General features: G+C 64.4%; 15 protein-coding genes. 6 read left to right on the forward strand and 9 right to left on the reverse strand.

The annotated features are described in order from the left end of the window. Nucleotides 1-9: 9 nt before the first annotated feature. Nucleotides 10-1,185, reverse strand: a complete 1,176-nt coding sequence (locus ACLCGK_RS15940) for an efflux RND transporter periplasmic adaptor subunit (RefSeq protein ID WP_410952381.1) — start codon at nucleotides 1,183-1,185, stop codon at nucleotides 10-12. Between the two features lie 273 nt (nucleotides 1,186-1,458). Between ACLCGK_RS15940 and ACLCGK_RS15945 the strand changes: the two genes are divergently transcribed. Both ACLCGK_RS15945 and ACLCGK_RS15950 read left to right on the forward strand, forming a co-directional pair. Beyond that, nucleotides 1,459-2,160 (forward strand): response regulator transcription factor, encoded by a 702-nt coding sequence (locus ACLCGK_RS15945; protein WP_003259958.1) that lies wholly within the window; start codon nucleotides 1,459-1,461, stop codon nucleotides 2,158-2,160. A 6-nt stretch (nucleotides 2,161-2,166) separates the two neighbouring features. Further along, nucleotides 2,167-3,465 (forward strand): ATP-binding protein, encoded by a 1,299-nt coding sequence (locus ACLCGK_RS15950; protein WP_013972839.1) that lies wholly within the window; start codon nucleotides 2,167-2,169, stop codon nucleotides 3,463-3,465. A gap of 116 nt (nucleotides 3,466-3,581) precedes the next feature. Here ACLCGK_RS15950 and ACLCGK_RS15955 read toward each other — a convergent pair whose 3' ends face one another. The 4 genes from ACLCGK_RS15955 to nrfB all read right to left on the reverse strand — a co-directional run bounded on the left by ACLCGK_RS15955 (nucleotide 3,582) and on the right by nrfB (nucleotide 10,766). Then, nucleotides 3,582-4,673 (reverse strand): diguanylate cyclase domain-containing protein, encoded by a 1,092-nt coding sequence (locus ACLCGK_RS15955; RefSeq protein WP_410952382.1) that lies wholly within the window; start codon nucleotides 4,671-4,673, stop codon nucleotides 3,582-3,584. 77 nt (nucleotides 4,674-4,750) lie between these two features. After that, nucleotides 4,751-5,590: a DUF4434 family protein gene (locus ACLCGK_RS15960; RefSeq protein ID WP_410952383.1), complete on the reverse strand. Its 840-nt coding sequence runs from the start codon at nucleotides 5,588-5,590 to the stop codon at nucleotides 4,751-4,753. Further along, the gene (locus ACLCGK_RS15965; protein WP_410952384.1) at nucleotides 5,590-8,595 is read right to left on the reverse strand and encodes a phage receptor; all 3,006 of its coding nucleotides are present in this window, start codon (nucleotides 8,593-8,595) and stop codon (nucleotides 5,590-5,592) included. The genes ACLCGK_RS15960 and ACLCGK_RS15965 overlap by 1 nt, the downstream gene beginning before the upstream one ends. Then, the gene (nrfB, locus tag ACLCGK_RS15970; protein WP_013972834.1) at nucleotides 8,592-10,766 is read right to left on the reverse strand and encodes a cyclic di-3',5'-guanylate-activated glycosyltransferase NrfB; all 2,175 of its coding nucleotides are present in this window, start codon (nucleotides 10,764-10,766) and stop codon (nucleotides 8,592-8,594) included. Before nrfB ends, ACLCGK_RS15965 begins: the two co-directional genes overlap by 4 nt. Nucleotides 10,767-10,959: 193 nt before the next feature. Between nrfB and ACLCGK_RS15975 the strand changes: the two genes are divergently transcribed. Both ACLCGK_RS15975 and ilvA read left to right on the forward strand, forming a co-directional pair. Next, on the forward strand, nucleotides 10,960-11,391 hold the full coding sequence (locus tag ACLCGK_RS15975) for a PACE efflux transporter (RefSeq protein ID WP_025339342.1): 432 nt from the start codon (nucleotides 10,960-10,962) through the stop codon (nucleotides 11,389-11,391). A gap of 181 nt (nucleotides 11,392-11,572) precedes the next feature. After that, nucleotides 11,573-13,132, forward strand: a complete 1,560-nt coding sequence (gene ilvA, locus ACLCGK_RS15980; protein WP_410952385.1) for a threonine ammonia-lyase, biosynthetic — start codon at nucleotides 11,573-11,575, stop codon at nucleotides 13,130-13,132. Between the two features lie 203 nt (nucleotides 13,133-13,335). On the opposite strand, the gene ACLCGK_RS15985 is transcribed toward ilvA, so the two are convergent. The 4 genes from ACLCGK_RS15985 to ACLCGK_RS16000 all read right to left on the reverse strand — a co-directional run bounded on the left by ACLCGK_RS15985 (nucleotide 13,336) and on the right by ACLCGK_RS16000 (nucleotide 20,753). Then, nucleotides 13,336-14,517, reverse strand: a complete 1,182-nt coding sequence (locus ACLCGK_RS15985; protein WP_039614693.1) for a hypothetical protein — start codon at nucleotides 14,515-14,517, stop codon at nucleotides 13,336-13,338. A 56-nt stretch (nucleotides 14,518-14,573) separates the two neighbouring features. Continuing rightward, nucleotides 14,574-15,047 (reverse strand): VOC family protein, encoded by a 474-nt coding sequence (locus ACLCGK_RS15990; RefSeq protein ID WP_410952386.1) that lies wholly within the window; start codon nucleotides 15,045-15,047, stop codon nucleotides 14,574-14,576. Between the two features lie 110 nt (nucleotides 15,048-15,157). Beyond that, nucleotides 15,158-16,777: an NADP-dependent glyceraldehyde-3-phosphate dehydrogenase gene (locus tag ACLCGK_RS15995; RefSeq protein ID WP_410952387.1), complete on the reverse strand. Its 1,620-nt coding sequence runs from the start codon at nucleotides 16,775-16,777 to the stop codon at nucleotides 15,158-15,160. Between the two features lie 148 nt (nucleotides 16,778-16,925). Then, nucleotides 16,926-20,753 (reverse strand): dermonecrotic toxin domain-containing protein, encoded by a 3,828-nt coding sequence (locus ACLCGK_RS16000; RefSeq protein ID WP_410952388.1) that lies wholly within the window; start codon nucleotides 20,751-20,753, stop codon nucleotides 16,926-16,928. A 339-nt stretch (nucleotides 20,754-21,092) separates the two neighbouring features. On the opposite strand from ACLCGK_RS16000, the gene ACLCGK_RS16005 reads away from it, so the two are divergent. Together ACLCGK_RS16005 and ACLCGK_RS16010 are read left to right on the forward strand one after the other, a co-directional pair. Then, on the forward strand, nucleotides 21,093-22,247 hold the full coding sequence (locus tag ACLCGK_RS16005) for a hypothetical protein (protein WP_410952389.1): 1,155 nt from the start codon (nucleotides 21,093-21,095) through the stop codon (nucleotides 22,245-22,247). A 72-nt stretch (nucleotides 22,248-22,319) separates the two neighbouring features. Further along, on the forward strand, nucleotides 22,320-23,438 hold the full coding sequence (locus ACLCGK_RS16010) for a glycosyltransferase family 61 protein (protein WP_410952390.1): 1,119 nt from the start codon (nucleotides 22,320-22,322) through the stop codon (nucleotides 23,436-23,438). The last annotated feature ends 1 nt before the right edge of the window (nucleotide 23,439 follow it).

A 23,439-nucleotide genomic window follows, 5' to 3' on the forward strand; every position in this document is an offset into this window, starting at 1 on the left:
ATCAGGCCCTCACTGGCCAGTGTGCTGTGCGATGGGCGATGCCCCTGATGCGTTGTCGACCTGCACCTGGTCACCGGCCTTGACGTGTTGCAGGCCCTCGACCACCACCCGCTCGCCGGGGGCCAGGCCTTCGCTGACGATCCACCGGTCGCCCTGGGCACTGCCCAGGACTACCTGGCGGTCGCTGACCCGGGCCTGCGGGTCGACCACCAGCACCTTGGGCACGCCAGCGCTGTCGCGCAGGATGGCGCGCTGCGGCACGCTCAGGCCCTTGGGCTGCACGGCCTGCTCCAGGCGCACGCGCACGTAGCTGCCGGGCAGCAGGTCGAGGTCCGGGTTGGGGAACTCGCTGCGCAGGGTGATCTGGTTGGTGCTGGGGTCGACGCTGATGTCGGAGAACAGCAGTCTGCCCGGCAACGGGTAGGTGCTGCCATCGTCCTGGATCAGCGTGGCCCGGGCCTGGCCGTCGCCCACCTGCTGCAGCTCGCCGGCACGCATGGCGCGGCGCAGGGCGTTGAGCTCGCGGGTCGACTGGGTGACATCGGCGTGGATCGGGTCCAGCTGCTGGATGGTCGCCAGGGGCGTGGTCTCGTTCTGCCCGACCAGCGCACCTTCGGTGACCTGGGCGCGCCCGATACGGCCGGAAATCGGCGCGGTCACGGTGGCGTAGCCGAGGTTCAGGCGGGCGCGTTCCAGGGCGGCCCTGGCCTCGGCCACTGCGGCATCGGCCTGCAGGTAGCTGGCCTTGGCGTTGTCGTATTCCTGGCGGCTGACGGCCTTGTCGTCGACCAGTTCGCGGTAGCGCTGTTCCTGCAGGCGTGCCTGGTACAGGGTGGCCTCGGCCTTGGCCAGGGTGGCGCGGGCGCTGTCGTGGTCGGCCTTGAACGGTGCCGGGTCGATCAGGAACAGCACATCGCCCTGCTTGACGTCGCTGCCTTCGCGATACACCCGCTTGAGCACCACGCCCGCGACGCGCGCGCGCACTTCGGCGGTGCGCGGTGCGAGGATGCGGCCGCTGAGCTCACTGCTGATGGCCAGTGGCTGCAGTTGCAGGGTTTCCACCCGCACTTGCGGGGTGGGGGCCTGTTCTTCCTGTTCGGCGCTGTCGTCGCAGCCGGCCACGGACAGGCTCAGGAGCGCCAGAAGCGCCAAACGGCGCAGGCGCGGGGGGAGGGTAGTAGACATACGGATCTTCCGATGATGACCGCCGGTATGCTACGGCAGGCGTTCCTTGCGTGGCTGTTAATACCTGTAGGACGAGTGTGAAAAAGTGTGAAGAACAATCCTGTCTGCCTGTAGTGTTCTATATCCTGAGTATTCCTGTGCCGGCCTCTTCGCGGGCTTGCCCGCTCCCACAGGGACTGCACAGCTTTCAAGTGCTGTTGGGTCCCTGTGGGAGCGGGCAAGCCCGCGAAGAGGCCGGTGAGGTCTTACCCCAACCCAGATTCCCAAGCACCTATGCCGAATATTTTCCTGGTCGAAGACGACAGCGCCCTGTCCGAACTGATCGCCAGCTACCTGCAACGCAACGACTTCCATGTCCAGGTGATCGCCCGTGGCGATCATGTGCTTGACGAGTACCGCCGGCAAAAGCCCGACCTGGTCATCCTGGACCTGATGCTGCCGGGCATCGACGGCCTGCAGCTGTGCCGCCTGCTGCGCCAGGAGTCGCAGGGCCTGCCGATCCTGATGCTGACCGCCCGTGACGACAGCCACGACCAGGTCCTGGGCCTGGAAATGGGCGCCGACGACTACGTGACCAAACCCTGCGAGCCGCGTGTGCTGCTGGCCCGCGTGCGTACCCTGCTGCGTCGCAGCAGCGTCAACGAGCCGCGCCTGGACAACGACCTGATCCTGATCGGTGGCCTGCGCATCGACCTGGCCGAGCGCACCGTGAGCTGGCGTGGCGAAGAGGTGGAGCTGTCCAGCGGCGAGTACAACCTGCTGGTGGTACTGGCGCGCAATGCCGGCGAAGTGCTGAACCGCGACCGCATCCTGCAGCAACTGCGGGGTATCGAGTTCAACGGCACCGACCGCTCGGTGGACGTGGCCATCTCCAAGCTGCGGCGCAAGTTCGACGATAACGCCGGCGAAGCGCGCAAGATCAAGACCGTGTGGGGCAAGGGCTATCTGTTCAGCCGTGTCGAGTGGGAGTGCTGACCGCCCATGCTGAAGATTCTGGTGCGGCTGTACCTGGTGATCATCGTTGCCTATGCCGGTGCACTGTTGTTCATCCCCGACACCATCGTCGGCCTGTTCCAGGACCGCTTCATGGCCTACAACCTGGACCAGGCCAAAGGCGTGCAGTCGCTGATCGTGCGCCAGTTCCGCCAGGCCCCGCGCGAGCAGTGGCCGGCGGTGGAGCAAGAGCTGGCCAGTGATTTCGCACCGCTGGAACTGCAACTGCTGCGCATGGACCAGGCTGACCTGAGCGAGGACGAGCAGGCGCGCCTGGAGCACGGCCTGTACGCCGTGCGCATTGCCGAATGGGGCTACTACGAGACGGTGCTGGCGCCGCTGGACAAGGAATGGCTGGTGCGTCTGCACTCACCGCCAGACCCGCTGGATATCAATGTGCTGTCGTGGGGTGTGACCGTCCTGATCGGTGCAGCGATGCTCGGTTGCCTGTTGCTGTGGGTATGGCCGCACTGGCGCGACCTGGAGCGCCTCAAGGAAACCGCCCGGCGCCTGGGTCAGGGGCAGATGGCCGAGCGTACGCACATCTCGCCGCACTCCAACATCGGTGAACTGGCCGGGGTGTTCGACACCATGGCCAGTGACCTGGAACGCCACGTGAACCAGCAGCGCGAGCTGCTCAATGCGGTGTCGCACGAGTTGCGCACGCCGTTGACCCGGCTGGATTTCGGTCTGGTGCTGCTGTTCGACGAAGTGCCGCCGGCCAGCCGCAAGCGCCTGCTGGAGCTGGTGGGGCATGTGCGTGAGCTGGATGAGCTGGTGCTGGAGCTGTTGTCCTACAGCCGGCTGTACAACGCCGACCAGGCCCGCGAGCGGGTCGAGGTCTCGTTGCTGGAGCTGGTCGACAGTGTACTCGGCGGCTTTGCCGAGGAACTCGATGGCCGGGGTATCCAGTGGGAGGTGCGGGCCGAGGGAGATTTGCCGCGTTTTGTGCTGGACCCACGGCTGACGGCACGGGCGGTGCAGAACCTGGTGCGCAATGCCATGCGTTACTGCGACGAGAGCCTGTTGCTGCGCTTGCGCCTGGAAGACGATGGCGCCTGCCTGGTGACGGTGGAGGATGACGGGATTGGGATTCCGGTGGAGGAGCGCGAGCGGATTTTCCAGCCGTTCTACCGCCTGGACCGTAGCCGTGACCGCAATACCGGAGGGTTTGGCCTGGGCTTGGCGATCAGCCGGCGGGCGATCGAGGGGCAGGGTGGCACCTTGACCGTGGCGCAGTCGGCGCTGGGTGGCGCGCAGTTCCGGATTCGCTTGCCTGCCGGGTGATTGGGTGCCTGTGCCGGCCCTTTCGCGGGTAAACCCGCTCCTACAAGAGCCGTACAGATTTCAAACATTGTGGAGCACCTGTGGGAGCGGGTTTACCCGCGAAAGGGCCGGGCTTGCTAATCACTTTCTGCCAGCCGGGCGGACCACAGCACAAACCGGTCCTTGCCACTGTGCTTGGCCTCGTACAGCGCCTGGTCGGCGCGCACCAGCGCCGTGGTCAGGCTGTCGCCCTGGTCCACCCGGGCGAGGCCAATGCTGATGGTTACCGGGTGTTCGCCGACATCTTCACGTACTCGTTGGCACAGCGCCGCCACTCGTTGCTCGGCGCCTTGCTGGTCCAGCCCCTGGAAAAAGATCGCGAATTCCTCACCACCCAGTCGGGCAAACTCGTAACCGGCCATGCTCGCCTTGATATGCAGGGCCACGCGCTTGAGTACTTCATCGCCAACGTCATGGCCAAAACGGTCATTCACCCGCTTGAAGTTGTCGATGTCGATCATCGCCAGGTACTGCTCGGTCGTGGCCAGGCGCAGCTGGTGGCCGGCCTGGGCCATGAACGAGCGGCGATTGGGGATTTCGGTCAGGGCATCGACATAGGCCTGGTCCAGCAGCACCTTGGACAGGTAGAAGTTGTGCAGCTTGGCCTTGCGCATCTGCAGGTAGCTGTAGATGACCAGGCCGCTGAGGAACACCGCGTAGCTGATCAGCATGGCGCCTTCGAGTTCGTCCGGCCCGATACGGGTGTGGTAGAACGGGTTGAGCACCACCCAGGTGATGGCCATGGCGCAGAAGAACGACCAGCGCCGCACCGGCAGCACCGAAACGGCATACAGCACGGTGGACACCCCGAGCACCAGCCATACCGGGCGCTGGGCCACCGGGATGCCTTCGATCACCAGGCGCATGCCCAGGGTGATGGCGGCGATGAACAGCAGGTTGAGTACATCGAAGTGATGGCTGCGACGGGTGAACCGCAGTACCACGGTGAGGCTGCCGAGCAGGGTGATGAACAGATAGGACAGCCAGGTGAAACCCTGGCCGCCGAGGAAGCTGACGATCAGGTCGAAGACCAGCCAGATCAGAATGCTGACGCAGAATACCAGCAGGCAGAACGGGCGCATGAGCTCGAATTCGTGCTGGCGGAATTCGGCGCGCAGGGCGGCGGGGGCGACCTGTTTGCGAACGTGGGCTTCGATGGTCTTGAACATTCGGGCTCCTGTGAGTACTGCTATGCCAGGCCCGGCCCTTTCGCGGGCGTGCCCGCGAAGAGGCCGGTACTGGAGACTCAATTGGTGGGCAGAACACCCCGGGCCCATGGCCGGTAACGCAGGTCGAACACCGCCTCGGCATGGCACCCGGCGCCCAGCTTCGGCTGGGCAGGCTCAGCCCGAAACGCCTGGCCTGGCGCGCTCACCTGGCGGAACGCCTCGCGCACCACGCCAACCCGGCACGGCAAGGCCTGCTCGTAACCCTGGCGCACCAGCGCGGGCAAGCGCCCGGTCCCGGTGCCATCCTGCCACCACACAGTCAAGCCCAACCCGGCCAGTTGATCCAGCCATGCGGCATTGACCCGCGGTGAGAGTTTGCCGGCGCTGAAAGCACTGATGTGCAAAGGCTTGTCCAGTTGCCGGTTGAAGGCCTGCAACTGGCTGCGCAGGGCATCCCGGCGCTCGGCCTCGCGAAAGTGATGGTCGTCCAGCTCCATGGGCAGGTACCAGCCGTCCACCGGCAACTGCCACGCCTGGCGCAGTTGCTGATACTGGCTGAGCGAGCGCCCCAGCTGCGCCTTCCAGTAGCTGTTCAGGCCTTCACCGTCCAGCTCGTCGATGCGCTGGTAATAGGCCGGGTCCATGTACAGCCCCAGCACCAGTTGCAGGCCCTGGGCACGCGCGCTGCGCAGGCTGTCGGCCAGCCAGCCCCGGGCACCGCCGAAATCGCTGTCGCCATAGGCGCTCCACTGCACGATCAGGGTTTTGCCGCCCTGGGCCACGGTGGCATGCCACAGTTGCTGCCACTGGGCGGGGGTGACATTGGCGTCGCGGTTGAGGGGTTGGTAGAACAGGCGCTGGTCGGCGCTGGCTGGCAGGCACAGGGCAACCAGGCAGAGGGCCAGGAACGTACGCATCAGAAGGTCATCTCCGCACCGACCAGCACGCCATTGGCGCGCTCGTATAGATTGCCGCCCAGCGATTGCTGGTACTCGGCACGCACTTTCAGCGAACCGCGGTAGGCGTTGTAGCGGTCATCATCGAACCACCACTGCCAGCGCACGCCCACCCCGGCCCGAGCGTCCTGGCGCCAGTCGTTGCTCGGGTCCTGGCTGGAAAACTCGACAAAACCATAGGGCATGATGGTTTGCGGTGAGCTGCCCGGCAGCTTCCAGGCGTGGCCTTGCTGGTAGCGCGACAGCCAGGCGTGGTCGCCGGCACGGGTCCACCAGGCGTCGTCGAGGTAGAGGAAGCGTTCGTTCCAGTCGTCTTCATCGACCCGCCAGTCGTTGCGCCAGTCGCCCTGGTCGAGGAAAGAAGCGGTGGCCCGCAACAGCAGGTCGTTGCTCGATTCGGCGTGGTGACGCAGGTCGCCCCAGTTGCCGCCGACCTTGGCGGGGCTAAGCAGTTGGCCCAGGCTCAGCCCGCGGTAGTGTTCCTCGTCGATCTGACGCTGGTGGTACAGCTCGGCATACAGGTTGAGGTTGGCCTGGCCGAATGGTTTGTAGCGCAGGCCGACACCGGTACCCATGCTTTGCGCGTAGTCGGTGCGGCTTTGCCCACCGAACAGCACGCGGCCATACACAGACAGGGTGCTGCCGTTGCGGCTGGGCTCTTCGCCCAGGGCGTGGTCCCACATGGCCAGTTGCACGTTCTGCGATTGCGCGCGGCGCGAAGTGCCGCTGCGCTGGCCATTGTCGAGGAACTTGTCGTTGGTCGAGGTACCGGCCGGCGACCAGGTGCTGGCCAGGGTGATGGTGTCGCGCCGCGACAGGCTTTCGTGGGCGCGGCGCTGGCGGTACTTGCGCGCTTCCAGGCTGCCGTATTCGTCGTCGCCGTCGACCAGGTCCTGCTCCACATCGAGGATGCGGCGCAGTTCGCGGCGCGCCGAAGCGCTGTCTTCGGCTTCGTCATAGCGCAAGGCCAGCGTCTCGCCAAGGCGGTAGTCCTCGGGGAAGTCGTGGGTGGCGCGTTCCAGGTAGGGGATCGACTGGCGGCGCTGGGCCTTGTCCGTCGAGCCGGCCAGGCGCATGCCGTAGTCGGCGCGGTAGCGTGGCTGGTCGGGAGCCAGGCGCACGGCTTCTGCCAGCCAGGCGCTGCTCTGGGCACTGTCGCCAGCCAGTTGCGCGGTGCTGGAGGCCGCGTAGTAGTGGTCGGCCCGCGGGTTGTGTGCCAGGGCCTGGCGCTGGAAGCCCAGCGCCGCCTGGTATTCGCCTTGGCGCTGGGCGATGGCGGCACCCAGGGCCCAATCGTCGGCGCTATCGTGCGCGGCGGCGTCCCAATAGCGCCGGGCCGCTTGTGCGTCGCCGGCGTTCAACGCGCCGCGAGCGGCAGTGAGGCGGGCGTTGTCGGTCCAGGCACTGTCGGGCTGGGTGCGCCAGATGGGCAGGGCCGCTTCGGAGTCGCCAGCGGCTTCCAGGGCATAGGCCAGGGGCAGGCGGCTCCCGCTGTCGCCCAGGCGCTCGGCGGCCTGGTAGTAGACCACCGCTTCGCCTGGGTGGTCGGGCATGGCGCAGCGGCCCAGGGCGCGGTACTGGCCAGGTTCGCTCGGGGTTGCCGGTACTGCCTGGCGCACGGCATCGCACTGGCCAGCCTCGGCAAGGCGGCCGAGCAACTGGGCCCGGGTAGTGGCGTCGACCCGAGGGACCAGGCCGAGCATGCGGCGGGCGTCCAGCGGGCCGTCGTTACGCGCATACAGGTTGCCAAGGCGCTGCAGCAGCGACGGTGCAAGGCGGCCCTGGTGGCGGTCGTAGGCCTGCTCCAGCAATTGCCGGGCGTGTTCGTCATGGCCTTGCTGCATCAGCAGGAAGGTGGTTTGCTCCAGTGCGGCCATATCGCCGCTCTGTCGATAGCGTTGCTCCCACTCGGCGGCGGTACGTGGTTGCGGGGGCTGGGGCGGGTCGCCGTACAGGCGTTGCTTGAGCACGGCGTAGGCCTTTGGGTCAGTGCTGGCCGTGCAGCCCTTGAACTGCTCGCGCGCCAACTGCGGGTCGTGGCGCGACAACCAGTCCACGGTTTCCAGACAGGGCCGTTGCAGTTCGTTGCTCAGGCGCTGTACCAGCGGTGCGTCGTCGCCTTCGCGGGCGAGCTCCCACAGTTGCTGGCGCTGCTCGGGCTGGTTCAGCTCTGCGGTGGGCAACGCCTGCAGCCAACGCTGTGCCTGCTGGTTATGGCCGACGGCAATGGCGCGGTTGGCCATGGCCAGGCGAGCCTGGTTGGCTGCGCCGGGGGAGGGGGCGCTGGGCAGCAGTGCTTTCAGCCCTTTCTCATCCACTTGCTGGATGTAGGCATTGGCCAGGCGTTGCCAGTCTTGCGCCGGCAACTGGCCCTGCTCGGCCAGCGGCTGCAGCTGTTCGATGGTCTCCTTCCAGTTGCGCAGTTGTTCGGCGAAGTTGGCCCGGGCCAGGCGCAGAACCTGGCCGTCCCCCTGTGCCGGCAGATGATTGAGCCAGTCCAGCGCCCTGGCAGCACCCCCGAATCTGGCCAGGCTCAGGCTATAGGCCTGCCACAGGCGCACCCGTTGAGCGCCGTCGCTGCTGGCCAGCCATTGTTCCACCTGGCTGGCCGGCGGTGGGTCCTGTTCGATCCAGGTCAAGCGTAGTTCCAGCAGGGCGTTGGCGTGTTCGGGGCTGTCACCCAGTTGTTCGGCAAGGGCTTCGGCCTCCTTGTAGCGGCGCTGGTGAGCCAGCGCCTCCACCAGCAGTGCACGCGCTTCGTCGTTGTTCGGCACCCGGCCCAGCACGTGGCGGGTCAGGCGTTCGACCTCGGCCCAGTTGTCCTTCTTCGCTTCGCGGTAGCTGCGCTCCATGAACGGGTAGCTGGTGAACCGCTGAAAGTCGGTCATCGGCGCCGAAGCGGCGCAGGGCAGGGCGGCGGAACACAGCAACAAGCCAGTGAAGGTGAGGGAAAAGCGCGGCTTCATGCCACCTCCCGGGTCAGGTCAAAGGCGGCCTGCTGTTCGCTGGCCTGTTCGATCAGGGCCTGCTGCAGCACCTGCTCGGTGATGATGCCGCGGGCGATCAGGTGCTCGCCGAGGCTCTGGTGTTCCGGGTCGAAGTCGATCAGCGCCTGGTTGAACAAAGTGACCGGGACCATGCCGCGCACCTGCAGCAGGGCGCCGAGCATTACCTGGTGATGGCTGACCTGTTCCAGCAGCACTTCGTCGTCCTGGTGGCGCTCGAGGATGGCCAGCATGTCGCGGGTTTCCGGCTTCTGCCAGGGGCTTGGGTAGTGGTAGCGCAGGCCCAGGGTCACCCGGCCCTGGGGCGCCAGGCGGGCGCTGACCGGGCGCTTCAGGTGGCGGCTGATTACCCCCAGCGACACCTGGCTGACCGGGCTTTCGCTGGCCAGTACCAGCGTGTCGCCGTCTTCGGCCACCGGTAGCACGCCATAGTGCGTCGCCAGCTTGCGCGGCAGTTTGGCGATCAGCTGCGGGTCGAGCTTGAACGGGTTGAGCGGTGCCCAGGGCAGGTCCATTTGCTCGGCCAAGGTGGCGACCAGCTGTTCGCTGTTCAGCCAGCCGCGCAGCAGCAGCTCGCGGCCCAGGCGCCGGCGTACCGGGCTGGTGATCGCCTGTTGCAGTTGTTCGTCGCTGATCAGGCCCTTGGCCACCAGGCGCTGACCCAGCGGCGTGCGGGCGGGGGCAGCGATGGCGGGGAATTCGTGGGTGGTCTTGTCCCAGGCCACGCGCCGCGAGTCACCCATTTCCATCACCTGGCGCAGGGCACGCAGGTTGGCGAAAAAGTTGACGAAGTTGCTCCACATCATCCGCGGTGCCGACAGCAGCCCTTCGCCGATGCCATAGAAGCGGGTGACGAACCAGGCGCGCTGGAACAGTCGGTTGAACAGCATCAGCCCGTTCAGCCACAGCAAGGTGGTCAGCAGCCAGCTGTCGCTGAGGATCGACATGAAGCGCCACGACTCCGGCGCAATCACCGTGACCAGCCACATGGCCAGCAACACCAGCAGCAACAGGTTGACCAGGAAACTCAGCAGGTAGGCGAACAGGCCGCGGCGGTCGCGCCAGAGGAAGTAGTTGAGCGCGCCTTTGCGACTCCAGCCGAGGTTGCTGGTGCCCTGGAACACGATGCCGACGATCCACCGCGACTTTTGCCGGATGGCATGCTGCCAGTCGCGCGGGAAGTGCTCGCGCACGCAGATCACCTGGGAAAATTCGCGGCTCATGCCCGGGCGCCATTCCTGCTTCAGGGTCAGCGCCGGGTCGGTGATGGAGTAGCGGGCGAAAATGCACTTCATGCCCTTCTGCTTCAGGCGGAAGCCGATGTCGTAGTCTTCGGTGAGGCTCTGTACGTCGAAGGCGATGCCGTCACCGTCCTCGAGCAGCGCGCTGATGGCGCGGCGGCTGAAGCAGGTGCCGACCCCGGCGCTGGGCACCTGGCCGGTCAGGGCCTCGCGCACGATCACGTCCTTGCCGTGGTTTTCGGCGAACTCGTCGACATAGTGGCCGGCGGTGAAGCCTTTCCATTCCGGTGCGTAGGGGTACACCGGGATCTGGATCATGTCCTTGTTCGGCAGCAGGTAGTTGAACAGGCGCAGCTCCATGGGCGAAATCACGTCTTCGGCGTCGTGCAGGATGAAACCGGCAAACTCGATGCCGGCGTCCTGCTGGAAGCGCAGCAGCGCGTCGATGATGTTGTTCAGGCAGTCGGCCTTGCTGGTGGGGCCGGGGCGGGCGCAGACCACCTTGTGCACGTTGGGGTAGTGCAGGCACACGGCGTCGACATCGGCCTGGGTTTGCGGGTCGTTGGGGTAGGTGCCGACGAAGATCTGGTAGTTCTCGTAGTCGATGGTCGAGGCTGCCAGGCGCGCCATCTCGCCCACCACGCCCACTTCGTTCCAGGCCGGGACCATGATGGCCAGCGGTTTCTCCGGTACCTCGAACAGGCGTTTTTCGTCGGCTTTCTCGTACTTGTCGTAGATGCGAAAGCGCCGGATCAGCTTGCGGCCCCAGTAGCACAGGTCGATGAACAGATCATCCAGACCCAGCAGGAACATCAGCGAGGCCAGGATGATCGCGAGGATCTTCAGGCCGAACAGCACGTAGGTGAGGAAGTCGATGAATACCAGGCTCATTTGCCGGTCACCGACAGGAAGGGGTGGGCCATCGTCTTTATCCTCGTTCGATTCCCTGGACGAAGTTGTACGACTTGCTGCCGTTTGTACTGGATAGATACAAGCAGCCGAACGCGGGGTTGTCCAAATTTCAGGCTTTTTCTTGTGGGCCACTTCTTGTAGTTTTACAGGTCGTTTACCCAGGGAGCTGAACATGCAAGGCAAGGCACGCAAGATCGTCCAGGCCATCCTTTACGAGGCCATCGCCGTCGCCTGCGTGGCGCCCGCGCTGGAGCTGGCGTTCGGTGCCGGCATGGCGCAGTCGACCGTGCTGTCGGTGCTGATGTCGGGCATCGCGATGAGCTGGAACATGGCCTACAACTGGGTGTTCGAACGCTGGGAAGCGCGCCAGCACCGGCGTGAGCGCACTTTCCTGCGGCGCCTGCTGCATGCGCTGGGCTTCGAGGGCGGGCTGGTGCTGATCCTGCTGCCGCTGGTGGCGTACTGGCTGGATGTCAGCCTGTGGGCGGCGTTGCTGACCAACCTGGCGTTGTTCGTGTTCTTCTTCGCTTACGCGTTTGTCTTCCAGTGGGGCTTCGACAAGGTATTCGATGTGCCGCTTTCGGCGCAGCAGGCCAAGTGTTGACTTTGTGCTGCGCTACCGGCTAAGTTCCTACCCCATGAAAACTTTCCAGCACGTCAACGCCATTATTATTACCGCCATTATCAGTTTGGCGGGCTAGCGCGTACGTGCACCGAACCCGCCCTGGAGGCGGGTTTCTTCTCTCTGACTCCTGGGCAACGTGAACACAGCCAAGGAGTCATCGATGACCAGCTTCGTCAGCCCTCGTTCTACCGTCACCCCCCAGCAACTGCTGTCGGAGCAGGTGCGGCGCATTCTTGCCGCCCCGGTGTACGACCTGGCCATCGAAACGCCTTTGCAAGTTGCGCCTGCGTTGTCTGCCAGCCTGGGCAACCAGGTATTGCTGAAGCGGGAAGACCTGCAGCCTACCTTTTCGTTCAAGATCCGCGGTGCGTATACCCGCCTGTCACGGCTGAGTACCGTGCAGCGCGAGCGCGGGGTGATCACCGCCTCTGCGGGCAACCATGCCCAGGGCGTGGCCCTGGCGGCATCGCACCTGGGCATGAAGGCCACCATCGTCATGCCTACCACCACGCCGTCGCTGAAGGTGGAGGGTGTACGCTCGCGCGGTGGTCATGTAGTACTGCACGGCGAGAGCTTCCCCCATGCCTTGGCCCATGCGCTGAAACTGGCCGACAGCGAAGGCGCCACCTTCGTGCCACCGTTCGACGACCCGGATGTGATCGCCGGGCAGGGCACCGTGGCCATGGAAATCCTGCGCCAGCGCCCGGGTGCGCTGGACGCCATCTTCGTGCCAGTGGGCGGTGGTGGTCTGATCGCGGGTATTGCCGCTTATGTGAAGTACCTGCGCCCGGAGGTGAAGGTGATCGGCGTCGAGCCGGAGGACTCCAACTGCCTGCAGGCTGCCATGGCGGCCGGTGAGCGGGTGATCCTGCCGCAGGTCGGCACCTTCGCAGATGGCGTGGCGGTAGCGCAGATCGGCGCCCATTGCTTCGAGTTGTGCCGGCACTTCGTTGATGAAGTGGTGACCGTGAGCAGCGACGAGCTGTGCGCGGCGATCAAGGACATCTACGACGATACCCGCTCGATCACCGAGCCGTCAGGCGCCCTGGCCGTGGCGGGGATCAAGAAATATGTGGCGCGCGACGGCGTGCAGGGGCAGACCCTGGTGGCCATCGACTCCGGGGCCAACGTCAATTTCGACCGCCTGCGCCATGTGGCCGAGCGTGCCGAACTGGGCGAGCAGCGCGAGGCGATCATCGCTGTCACCATTCCGGAGCAGCCGGGCAGCTTCCGCGCCTTCTGCCAGGCCCTGGGCAAGCGGCAGATCACCGAGTTCAACTACCGCTATTACCCTGGCAAGGAGGCGCGGCTGTTCGTTGGGGTGCAGACACACCCACTGCACGACCCGCGTGAGCAGTTGCTGGCCAGCCTGCATGAGCAGGGCTACAGCGTGCTGGACCTGACCGACAACGAACTGGCCAAGCTGCATGTGCGCCATACCGTTGGCGGCCATGCCGCGCCCGGGGCTGACGAGCGGGTGCTGCGCTTCGAATTCCCCGAGCGCCCGGGTGCTTTGCTGGGCTTTCTGGAACGGCTTGGCAAGCGCTGGAATATCAGCTTGTTCCATTACCGCAACCATGGCGCGGCAGAAGCACGGGTATTTGCGGCGCTGGAAGTACCGGGGGATGAGTTGGCGGGGTTGCCGCTGGCGCTGGATGAGATGGGGTACCGGTACTGGGATGAGACCGACAACCCGGCTTACAAGCTGTTCCTGGGTTGATACGCAAACCTCATGCAGCCTGTATGGGCCTCTTCGCGGGCACGCCCGCTCCCACAGGGACGGCGCATGGCTTGAGGTTGGTGCGGTCCAGGTGGGAGCTGGCTTGCCGGCGATGGGCCGCGAAGCGGCCCCTGGGTTTCAGCACTCGTGCATGAATTGCCGGGGCTGCTTCGCAGCCCATCGCGCCACAAGGTAGAGGGTGCTCAGCGCTCACGCATGAAGAAGCCGGCGACGAATTTGCGGAAGGTTTCCAGGCTCTTGAAGTCGGCGTAGCGCTTGAAGTTCTCGGTATCCGGTTCGGGGCCGATTGGCTGCTCCAGCAACGATACCGACAACACCCGGTCCTGGTCCGAGGTCATTACCAGTTCGTCCATCACCTGGCCGCCGATCACCGGCCGGCGCATCTGCACTTTCACGCCTTTGCCGGCCATCCAGTCGACCAGCGACACCAGGGCCTTGAGCGGCTCGCGTTCTTCATCGCGGTAAACCGGGAACAGATGAGCACGCGATAGCACCGGCACGCTGGCCACATGGATCAGTTCGTAGTAATGGCTGCCGGCACTGGTCGGTGAATAGAGCATCAGCGCCAGCAATGGCCCGCTGGTGCGGTTGCCGCCCCAGTAGAGGTGGTGCCCCTGGAAGTCGAAGCCGTCTTCACTTCGGTTATTGAACAGCTTGCGCCCTTTGATCTGGTCCACGCAATCCAGCAGCAGGCCGTGGCGGCGGTGGTTGCCGAACACCGTGGCTTCACGCAGGCGGGACTTGAGCATCATCATGTGCTTCATGTCCAGGCGGGTTTCCAGGTAGTTGCTTGCGGGCACCCGTTCCAGCAGCGGATAGCGGCTGGCAACGCTGCGCAACTCGGCAAACTGCCCGGTCAGGTCCTTTTTCAGGTGCGTGGCATACAGGTTCAGGCCGCTGGTCTCGATCCAGGTCAGCAACAGTGACAGCAGGCGCTGTTGTTCACGCCGTTCGCTGCCGTCGCCACCACTGCTGGTGGTGCTGCTGCGGAAATCACCAATCAGGCGCAACGGTGTGTCGGGCGGTAGCCAGGCAGCAGGTGGTGCGGGGTCGTTCTCGCGCTCGGTCGCTTCGCGCTCGTCCTTGGTGAACGGGCAGCCAGGCGCGTGTTCGGCAGTTCCCGGGTTGTTCTTGAGAAACAGCGTACCGGTGCTGCCGTTGAGGGTGACATTCAGTACCGGCAAGGCATCGTTGCGGCAATCGCAGGCCAGCCACTGGTTGGCGTTGCGCACCTTCATCAGCAACTGGTTGGCCTGCAGCAGGCGCGGGCCGGTGAGGCTGCCGGTGGCAAAGCCGACCAGCAGCTCTTCTTCTGCAGGGGTCAGGCTACGGACCTGTGCGGCGGTTTTGTCGATGATTCGCATGAAGCAGCTCCCAGCTACGAGCCCCAAGCTTCAAGCAAAGTGGCGCCGCTTTCAACTTACTGCGCAGTGCCAGCGAACATCTTCGCAGCACGGGCGCAAATTTCATCGGGGGTCAGGTCCTCCTTGTGGGTGGAAACGAACCAGATGTTGCCGAAGGGGTCTTTCAGGGTGCCGCTGCGGTCGCCGTAGAACTGGTCCGTCACTGCACGCAGCTGGGTGGCGCCGGCCGTCAGGGCCTGGGCATAGACCTTGTCGCAGTCCTCGACATACAGGTGCAGGCCTACGCTGGCGCCGCTGAGCTTCTGGCTGGCGGTGAGGCCGCCTTCCATGTCGCAGGGGTCGCCCAGCATCAGCGACGAATCGCCGATTTTCAGCTCGGCATGGCCAACGCGGCCGCCAGGGGCATCGAGGCGGAACATTTCCACCGCGCCAAAGGCCTTCTTGTAGAACTCGATGGCCTTGGCGGCGTCGTTGATGGCCAGGTAGGGCGTAATGCTGTGCTGGCCTTCGGGAATGGGTTTGGCTGCCATGTTCGACTCTCCTTGGAAGTGGGCGCCGGTTGGCGCCCTTTTGCTTAGAGTCGTTTGCGCAGATGGAAAATCGACAGGGGTGATAGATCGATTCTCTATAAGCGTGGCGGTCAGAAGATGTAGTCGGTGGTCAGGAAGGTCGACTGCCGGTTGCGAATGATCTCGCTGATCAGTTCCTTGTTGGCCTCCAGGAAGCGCGTCGCGACCAGCGTGCGGATAGAGAACACTCGCAGGGCGTCGTGTACCGACAGGGTGCCTTCGGCGCTGTTCTTGCGGCCGTTGAACGGGTAGGTGTCGGGGCCGCGCTGACATTGCGCATTGATGTTGATGCGCCCGACCTGGTTGGCAAAGATGTCGACCAGGCTGCCGATGGTCGCCGGGTCATTGCCGAACAGGCTCAGTTGCTGGCCGTAGTCAGAGTCCAGCACATAGTCGATCACCGTCTGCAGGTCGCGGTAGGGCACTACCGGCACCAGCGGGCCGAACTGCTCCTCGTGGTACACGCGCATGTCGCTCTTCACCGGGTACAGCACGGCGGGGTAGAAGAACGAGCCACGGCTGTGCCCACCACCTTCGTTGAGCACGCGTGCGCCCTTGGCGGTGGCATCGGCGACCAGGCCGTCGAGGTAGTCGACCTTGCCGTGCTCTGGCAGCGGTGTCAGTGCTACGCCAGACTCCCACGGCATGCCGGGCTTGAGGGCGGCCAGCTTGCGCTGGAACTTGTCGAGGAAGGCATCGACTACGTCTTCATGGACAAACAGGATTTTCAGCGCCGTGCAGCGCTGGCCATTGAACGACAGCGCACCGGTGACGGCCTCTTCGACGGCGTTGTCGAGGTCCACCTGGGGCAGCACGATGCCCGGGTTCTTGGCATCCAGCCCCAGCGCGGCGCGCAACCGGTGCGGGCGCGGGTGCAGTTTCTTCAGGTCGCTGGCGGCCTTGTGCGTGCCGATGAAGGCGAACACATCGACCTTGCCGCTGGCCATCAGCGCACTCACCGTTTCCCGGCCACGGCCGTAGATGACGTTGATCACCCCCGGCGGGAAGCTGTCGCGGAAGGCTTCGAGCAACGGCCGAATCAGCAGCACGCCGAACTTGGCCGGCTTGAACACCACGGTGTTGCCCATGATCAGCGCCGGGATCAGCGTGGTGAAGGTCTCGTTCAGCGGGTAGTTGTATGGGCCCATGCACAGGGCCACGCCCAGCGGTGCTCGGCGGATCTGGCCGAGCGTGCCCTGTTCCAGCTCGAAGCGGCTGGAACGGCGGTCGAGGTCCTTGAGGGCGTTGATGGTATCGACGATGTAGTCGCAGGTGCGGTCGAATTCCTTTTCCGAGTCCTTGAGGTTCTTGCCGATTTCCCACATCAGCAGCTTGACCACGGCCTGGCGCTGCTCGCGCATGCGCGCCAGGAAGGTTTCGACATGCTGGATTCGCTCGGCCACGCGCATGTTCGGCCAGGCGCCACGGCCTTTGTCGTACGCCTGCACGGCGGCATCGAGGGCGGTGAGCGCGGTGTCGGCATCGAGCAGTGGAGCGCTGCCCAACACCACCTGGTGCTCATCGTCGCCTTCCTTGAGCCAGACCGGGCTGCGCACTGTGGCCAGTGGGCCGTCCCACCGCCTGAGCTCACCGTTCACCAGGTAGTCGCGTTGTTCCAGGGGGGCTTCCAGGCGCCAGGTTTCCGGGATGTCCTCGGCGCTGGGGAAGAGTGAATCGAGCAGACGGTCCATGGGTACTGCACCTCACATTGCTGGGTGGGTTTCGAGCTGGGTGAAACGCTTCAGCAGCGAGCATGCACCGCTCGCCGGAAAAACACCAGTCTGGCTTAACATGACCACCCGCGCCTGCCTGTTGGACAGGCAGGCATCGGTATCCCTGTCAAAGCGGGAGGTTGAACAGGTCATAGGGTGGGTGCGTCAACCATTGCTGGCGCAGGGCCGGGTCTGCGTCGATCAGGGCCAGGCGCCGCCAGAACTCTGCACGGGCTTGCCGTGGGCGGGACACGAACGGTTCAAGTTCAAGCAAGGGCCTGAGGTCGCGCCGATACTGCAGCGGCAATCGCTGCCACAGGGCCATTTCGGCCGGGCCGGTCTGTTCGAAGAATTCCAGGTAGTCGCCTTCGCACACCAGCAGGTCCACTTGGTGCATCGCGTTGTAGGCCTCGATCTGCGCAAGCACTGGTGAACCCAGCCATTCGCTTTCCAGACGCAGGGCGTTTGCGACTGGCCGTGGTACGTTGAAACCGTCAGGCAGCCGCAGCAGTTGGTTGTCGCCAATGTCCAGGATGATGGGCTCGATCATCTGGTCCAGGCCTTGCGGCAATTCGCTGAGCGCACAGTCGTTCAGGAACAGTGTCCTCAGGTAGCCCAGCCCGCGCAGGTCCGGGGCCTCTAGCAGCGGGTTGCCCGAAAGGTCCAGTACGTTGAGCCCGGAGCAGCGGTTCAGTGCCTGCTGGGCCTGGGTACTCCAGGTGATGCGGTTGCCTTCCAGGTCCAGCCAGGCGAGCTGCTCAGGGCTGCCCAGGTGGGGCACGGTGTCGAACCGACAGTCGGTCAGCAGCAGGCGATTGAGGTTGGGGAAGTGTTCGTGGAATTCGGCCGGCAACTGGCTGAGCGAACGGTTGTAGCTGAGCGACAGGTGCTGCACATGGGTGAAGTCGTCCGGCAAGGCCAGGCTGGCCAGGGCCTGGTTGTCCAGGTCCAGGCCGGAAAGGTCCAGGCTGTGCAGGCGGCCACCCCCTTCAAGCGCTATTGTCGACAGCCGTCGCCAGGCGTTGAGGATGGGGCGGATGGCCAGGTGTCGCTGGTGAGGGCGCTGGGGATCGGGCCGCGCCCATTCATGCAGGTCGCGGCGCAAAGTTTCCAGACGCTGCTGCAGGTCATGCAGGCGCTGTGTGGGTGAGCGAATGTCATCGACGTACAGGTTGTCCTCGTCGTTGCCTAGCCAGTTTTCGAATTCCCAGTCGGTGGCGTCAGGGAACAAGCGGCGATAAGCCCCGGCCAGGGAGCTTGCCAGGCGCGGCTGAGGCGGTTCGGGGTCAAGCGGCCGACCGCCGCGCAAGCTGCCCATGGGCTTGCGCAACAGCGCGCGATGCCCCCAGAGCCGTTGGGCGAGTACCTCCCTGTGGTGGTCGACCCAACCCAGTACGCGCTGGCGTAGCGAGCTGCCATCGGCCGTCGTGATGCCCAGCGTATCGCGATGCGGGCGCGGCAGTGCCTGCTCGATGGCGCGGCAGAGGTCTGGATCAAGCGGTGCAGGTGCAGGGCGCTCGCCCCGGTCGACCTCATAGCCTTCGACCGATTTGATCACACGGCGCAGGGTGCCGGCCTGTTCGCGGCCGACATGCTCCAGCAAAGGGCCTATGGGGCTTGCACCGTGCAGCTCCAGGCGCAGGTCCGCGGGCCAGTCGGGCATGGCATCCAGGGCGCTGAACAGCAAGCGTTCGCTGTCGCTGCTGGCCCGGGCTGGCTGAAGCACACCTTCCAGTGCACGTACCAGCGGCAGCTCGCTGTGCACCTGCTCCAGCAACTGGCGAACCTGTGTGGGCAACTGACTGTGCTCTTGCCAGGCGAACGTTTCGGCCTCGCTCAGCGGCGCCAGCAAGCGTCTGGCCAAGGCAGGGGACAGCCGCGCATAGGCGTCGAGCAGCTTCTGCGTTGCCGGGGTGGCGGGCGCGCTGCCATTGTAGAGCCGCTCGAACAGGCCTGGCGAGGCGTTGTCGGCCAACGCCTCTACCTCGGCCTGTGCCGTCATGCGTTGCAGGGTATCGAGCAACAGCGGGGGCGTTGGTTGGCCTTCCAGGTGCACCCGGCGCAAGCGCGCGGTGTCGATGCCGCAGAGGCGCCCTGCCTTGGCCAGCTGTTCTGGTGTGAACGCGGCATACGCCTCGCCAAGACGGCGCGCCAGCTTCGCGAATGGCCACTGGCCGGGTTGTTCATGCTGGCCGCGCCAGGCACCTTGGGCATTGTGCGCCAGCGGTGGCTGCCAGGCATCGGGCGTGTCGGGGTGAATGGCCCGCCATTGCTGCAGGTTGTGGTCAAAGCGTTGTTCGAAGAGCTGGCCGTCCATGCGGATGAAATACCGGCCCTGGTACAGGTACTGGCCAAGTGCATTGGGCTGCAGGGTTTGCGGCAGTGTCACGGCACTGCGGTAGGGCGCGAGGTCTTCATTCCAGAGCCGGTAGCGCCCGTCGCTGCCGCGTACCTGCTGCAGGCTTTCCATCAACGGGCTGTTGAACAGCTTGGGTACCACCTTGCCCGCCGCCACGAAGCCGCCGATCAGGGCCAGGTTCAGGCCGACCGCCTCCAGGTGGCGCAGCGCCAGGTGACGGTCGCCTTCATGCCAGGCCTGGTAGCCTTCGAAGGCCTCGCCGAGCAGTTGGCAGGCCGTGACGGCCAGCATCAGGGTGCCAGCACCTGGAATGAAGAACGCAGCAATATTCAGAGCATCCAGGCCAAGGTTTTCCCACTCATCCAGGCGCCTGGCCCGCGCGTTGGCATCGGCCATTGCTGTCGGGACCGCCAGCAGGCTGGCTTCGTGCTTGAGGCGGGCCAGGTGCAGGTCCTGGTAATGGCCGAAAGGCTCGGCTGTGATAGCCACGCGTGTGGGACGCAGGTCCGCTTGCGCTGCACGCTGCCAAGGGCGGTCATAGGCAGTATTGCCTGTGGCGTCGAGGTTCTGCTGCAACAGGTCGAGAAAGTGCGTGCGCTGGTCCTGCCTGATGTAGGCCGTGAAGGCTTGGCGGGCATCGGGCTCCAGCAGCAAGGTCGCCAGCGTGTCGTGTACCGCGTCCAGGTTGCTGCATTGGCGCAGGGCCGGGTCATGGCCGGGCAGATACAGCGCCAGCCCCGCACCGCCGGCATCGATCAGCATGACCTCGTGCAGGGGCGTGCCGAACAGCGCCAGTTGCCAGCACTGTACGGTGCCCCCCCGCAACAGCCGTTCGATCTGGTCAAGGGTGCTGCCATCAAGCAGGTGCCGCATATAGGCAAGGCCGGCCGCCAGGCGCAGGCGGTCTTTCTGCACCCTGATGGCCAAGCCCCGTGTGGCGGGTTGGGCGAGGTGCTGTTCCAGGTGGGCCTGGTAAGCCTTGCCCAGGTCCAGGTCACGGCACAGGGTGGCGAAAGCGGCCGGTTCGAGTGGCAGCCGTTCCACCTGGTAGTGCTCCGACTGCAATGGAAAGTGTGCGATGGGCACTTGCATGCCAACGGGGACGGCGCCTTGTATCTGAATCGGCGTGACGTGAATGTTATCGCCCAGGGCAATGGCACTTTCAGCAGTGAACACCTCGTCGCTGGCGAAGTTCTGCAGCGCGGCCTGCAGCAGGTTGTCGCGTCGATAGCTTGATAGATAGCGCAGGGCGGCCCAGTGCCAGCTGCGCTCGACCCGCAATAGCTGGCTATTGCGCAGCTGCGCGTGAAAGCCGTGTTCGGCAAGACGCCGTTGCAGCAATGGCTCGGCAAATTCTGTGATTTGTTTCAGGCCTTTGAGTGAGTTGGCCAAGGCTGCTTGCGCCTGCATCAGGCGCGCCTGGCTGGCACACGCTGCTTCACGCAGGTCGGGGGCAGCATTGGCGAACCAGTCCTGCCTCTTCCACGGGGCGACCTGGGTTCGCTTCAACGCGGCCCACTGATTGGGCGTTACCTGGCGAGCCCAGTGCGGCAGCTGCGCCTGAAGCAGGGGTTGATGGGGGTTGATGGCTGGCATGTCGACGCTCCTTTCAGGCAAAGGGGGCATCAAACGTCAATTCCAGACAGGCGAGTGGTAATGGGATAACGCGGCTTGGATCTATCGATGGAAATTCGCTGTCTGAATCGGTCATTCATGCAGGAAATTTGACGTCATGAAACTTTACATGGCGTGAGGAAGCTTTAAGGAAATGCAATCAAAGTGCCACTTGATAAAGTGTTTGGGCGCACCTTAAATTGTTAATTGATATGGGGGTTTCTGGATAATTTCCGAATATCAACATGATACGTGCTTTTTACTGAATTGCTGTCCTTTTCCGATTGACCATGCTGTGTCTCAAAGGACGTCGAAGAAGAAATGAAAGCGACCTTGACGGCAGCGGCGAGGAAACTCGTCTCGCCCTCCATACGCTACGAAATCAGACACCTGGCCAGCAAGGTGTCTGAAGCGATGGCGCGTGCCTGTTTCTGGCGCTGGGAAATCGCCAGGTTCAGGTTGCAGCAGGAAAGCCCCTACGAAATCATCTATATCGGCCGGAAGCAGCAACGGGAAATGGCCAAGCTGCTGATTGCCGGCAAGGGTTCGGGCAATGCTGCAATTGTTGACAGCGCAAGCGCGACGGTAGCAGCCAACCACGTGGTGGTGGTCAGCGAAATGCCGACGTCGGGGGCATTGTCGGTACCGCATTACCTGAGCGCCGTGGTGCCGCTGGGGCGCTCGCTGGAGGATATCACCGCGCGCTACGACAGCGAGTTGCGGCGCAGCATCCGCAAGAACCGGCCGCTGTACCAGATGCGCCAGGCCCGGTCGGATGACGAGATCGCCATGGCCGACCGCTACCTGCTGCGCCCTTATGCCAGCGCCAGGCAAGGTATCCATGCCGCGCAGTTTCCCACTGAAGAAGTGTTCCGCATTGCCAGGGGCGTCGGTCGGCTCGACTTGATCACCTTGGGCGATGAAGTGATCGGCTGCCACCTGGGCTGTGAAGTGGTGCGTGGTGGCAAGCGTTATTGGAGCACCCTGCGTTTCGGCTATTGCGAGGCGGTGTTCACCGATGCACGGAAGTTGCGCGAGGTAAATTCGATCACCACCTTCATGGCCCTGGAGTGGGCACTGGAGCAGGGCTTCGACTATTACGATATTGGCCTTTGCCTGGCGCGCCCGGATGACGGTTTGTTGAAGTGGAAGCGCCGCCGCGGTGGCGATATCGACTCGCTGGGTAACCATGCCTACCTGTTTGTCCGCTTGCCCAGAACCGGCACGGCGAAGTTCCTCTGGGACACACCGATGTTCGCGGTCGAAGACGACAAGCTCACGCTGCACCTGGGGTTGCCCGAGGGCGCGAGTGACGAGGAAGTTGCCAGCCGCTACCAGGAAATGGTGTTTGGCGGCCTGCACAAGATCTACTTCTATGGGGGCAACGGTACGGGCGAAACGTTCGTGGAAAGCCTGCGTCACCGTTACGCCAACCTGCCGTCACCACCCACCATGGAAAGGGTCATGTGCAGCTGAGCGGTTGCCAGGAGGCGTTGATCTGGCGCCTTGCGCCAGGCTTTTGACCTTGTCATCAAGGGAGGACGCTTCATGGGAAGCGACATCTCGAAGTTCAGTGCATCGCCTGCGGCCAGGCAGCACACCTGGACCCTGGCCGCCTACCGCTACATGGCGCGCAAACGGCTAGGCAGGAACAGCGGCATCGACCTCAAGAGCGTGGCGGACAAAAGTTGGGACATTGCCCCGGGGGAAGTCACGGTTTCGCCCCCGGCCGTTTTCCTGCCAGGCCAGCTGGAGCGAGTAACGGGGTGGGAAGGCAAGCGTTTCTATCCCTACGTGCACCCTGCGCGTACCATGGAAGGCGGCATCAGCACGCTGCAAGGGCCAACCCGGGGCTACCTGATCAAGGACGTATGGCTGGTCGACGGGGCGTTGTACAAGGGCAAGGCCAGCCATTGGCTGTCGTTGAAGCCGGGCCCCTTTCCGAGCATCGTCGTGGAAAACGAAATCGACCGCGCGGCCATCTATTGCACGCAAAACGGCAACACGTGGTTCGGTACCTGGCTGATGGAGGATTGTCCGACCTATGCGCTGGCCTGTAACGAAGGCATACCGGTAACCACCGCGCCCTCGGCCAGATTCCCGCTGTTTGCCCAGGCCCCGGCCTATGAAGACTGGCTGGAAATGAACCCGCTGCGCCTGCGCAGTGCGTTTTTCCGTGAGCTGGTGCTGTTCGATGACCAGGCCAACAACCGCAGCCGGCATGCCCGCTACCGGGCCATGGGCGACAAGTTGCTGTCGCATGTGCCGCATGCGCCACACCCGGGGGTGTTCCTGCTGCGTGGTGGCGATGGTGACCTGCGCCTGCTGCGCAATGAGCTGGCGCTGGCGGAGCATTTGCGCGCCACCCGCGGTTTTCGCATCGTCAACCCGCTGAAGTCCGATGTGCCGAGTATCGTCGCGGCCTGCGCCGGGGCGAGGGTGGTAATCGGTGTGGAGGGTAGCCAGTTGGTGCATGGGGTCAACGTACTGCAGGCCGGTGGTTGCCTGCTGACGTTGCAGCCGCCCAATCGGTTTGTCAGCTACTACAAGTACCTGACGGACCGAGACCACCAGCATTTCGGCTTTGTGGTCGGGATACCGGACGGCGATGGTTTCACGATCGATGTCGGCGAAGTTGAGCGGACGCTGGACCTGTTTCCGCGATAGG

This window comes from Pseudomonas sp. S1(2024) (assembly GCF_046557535.1).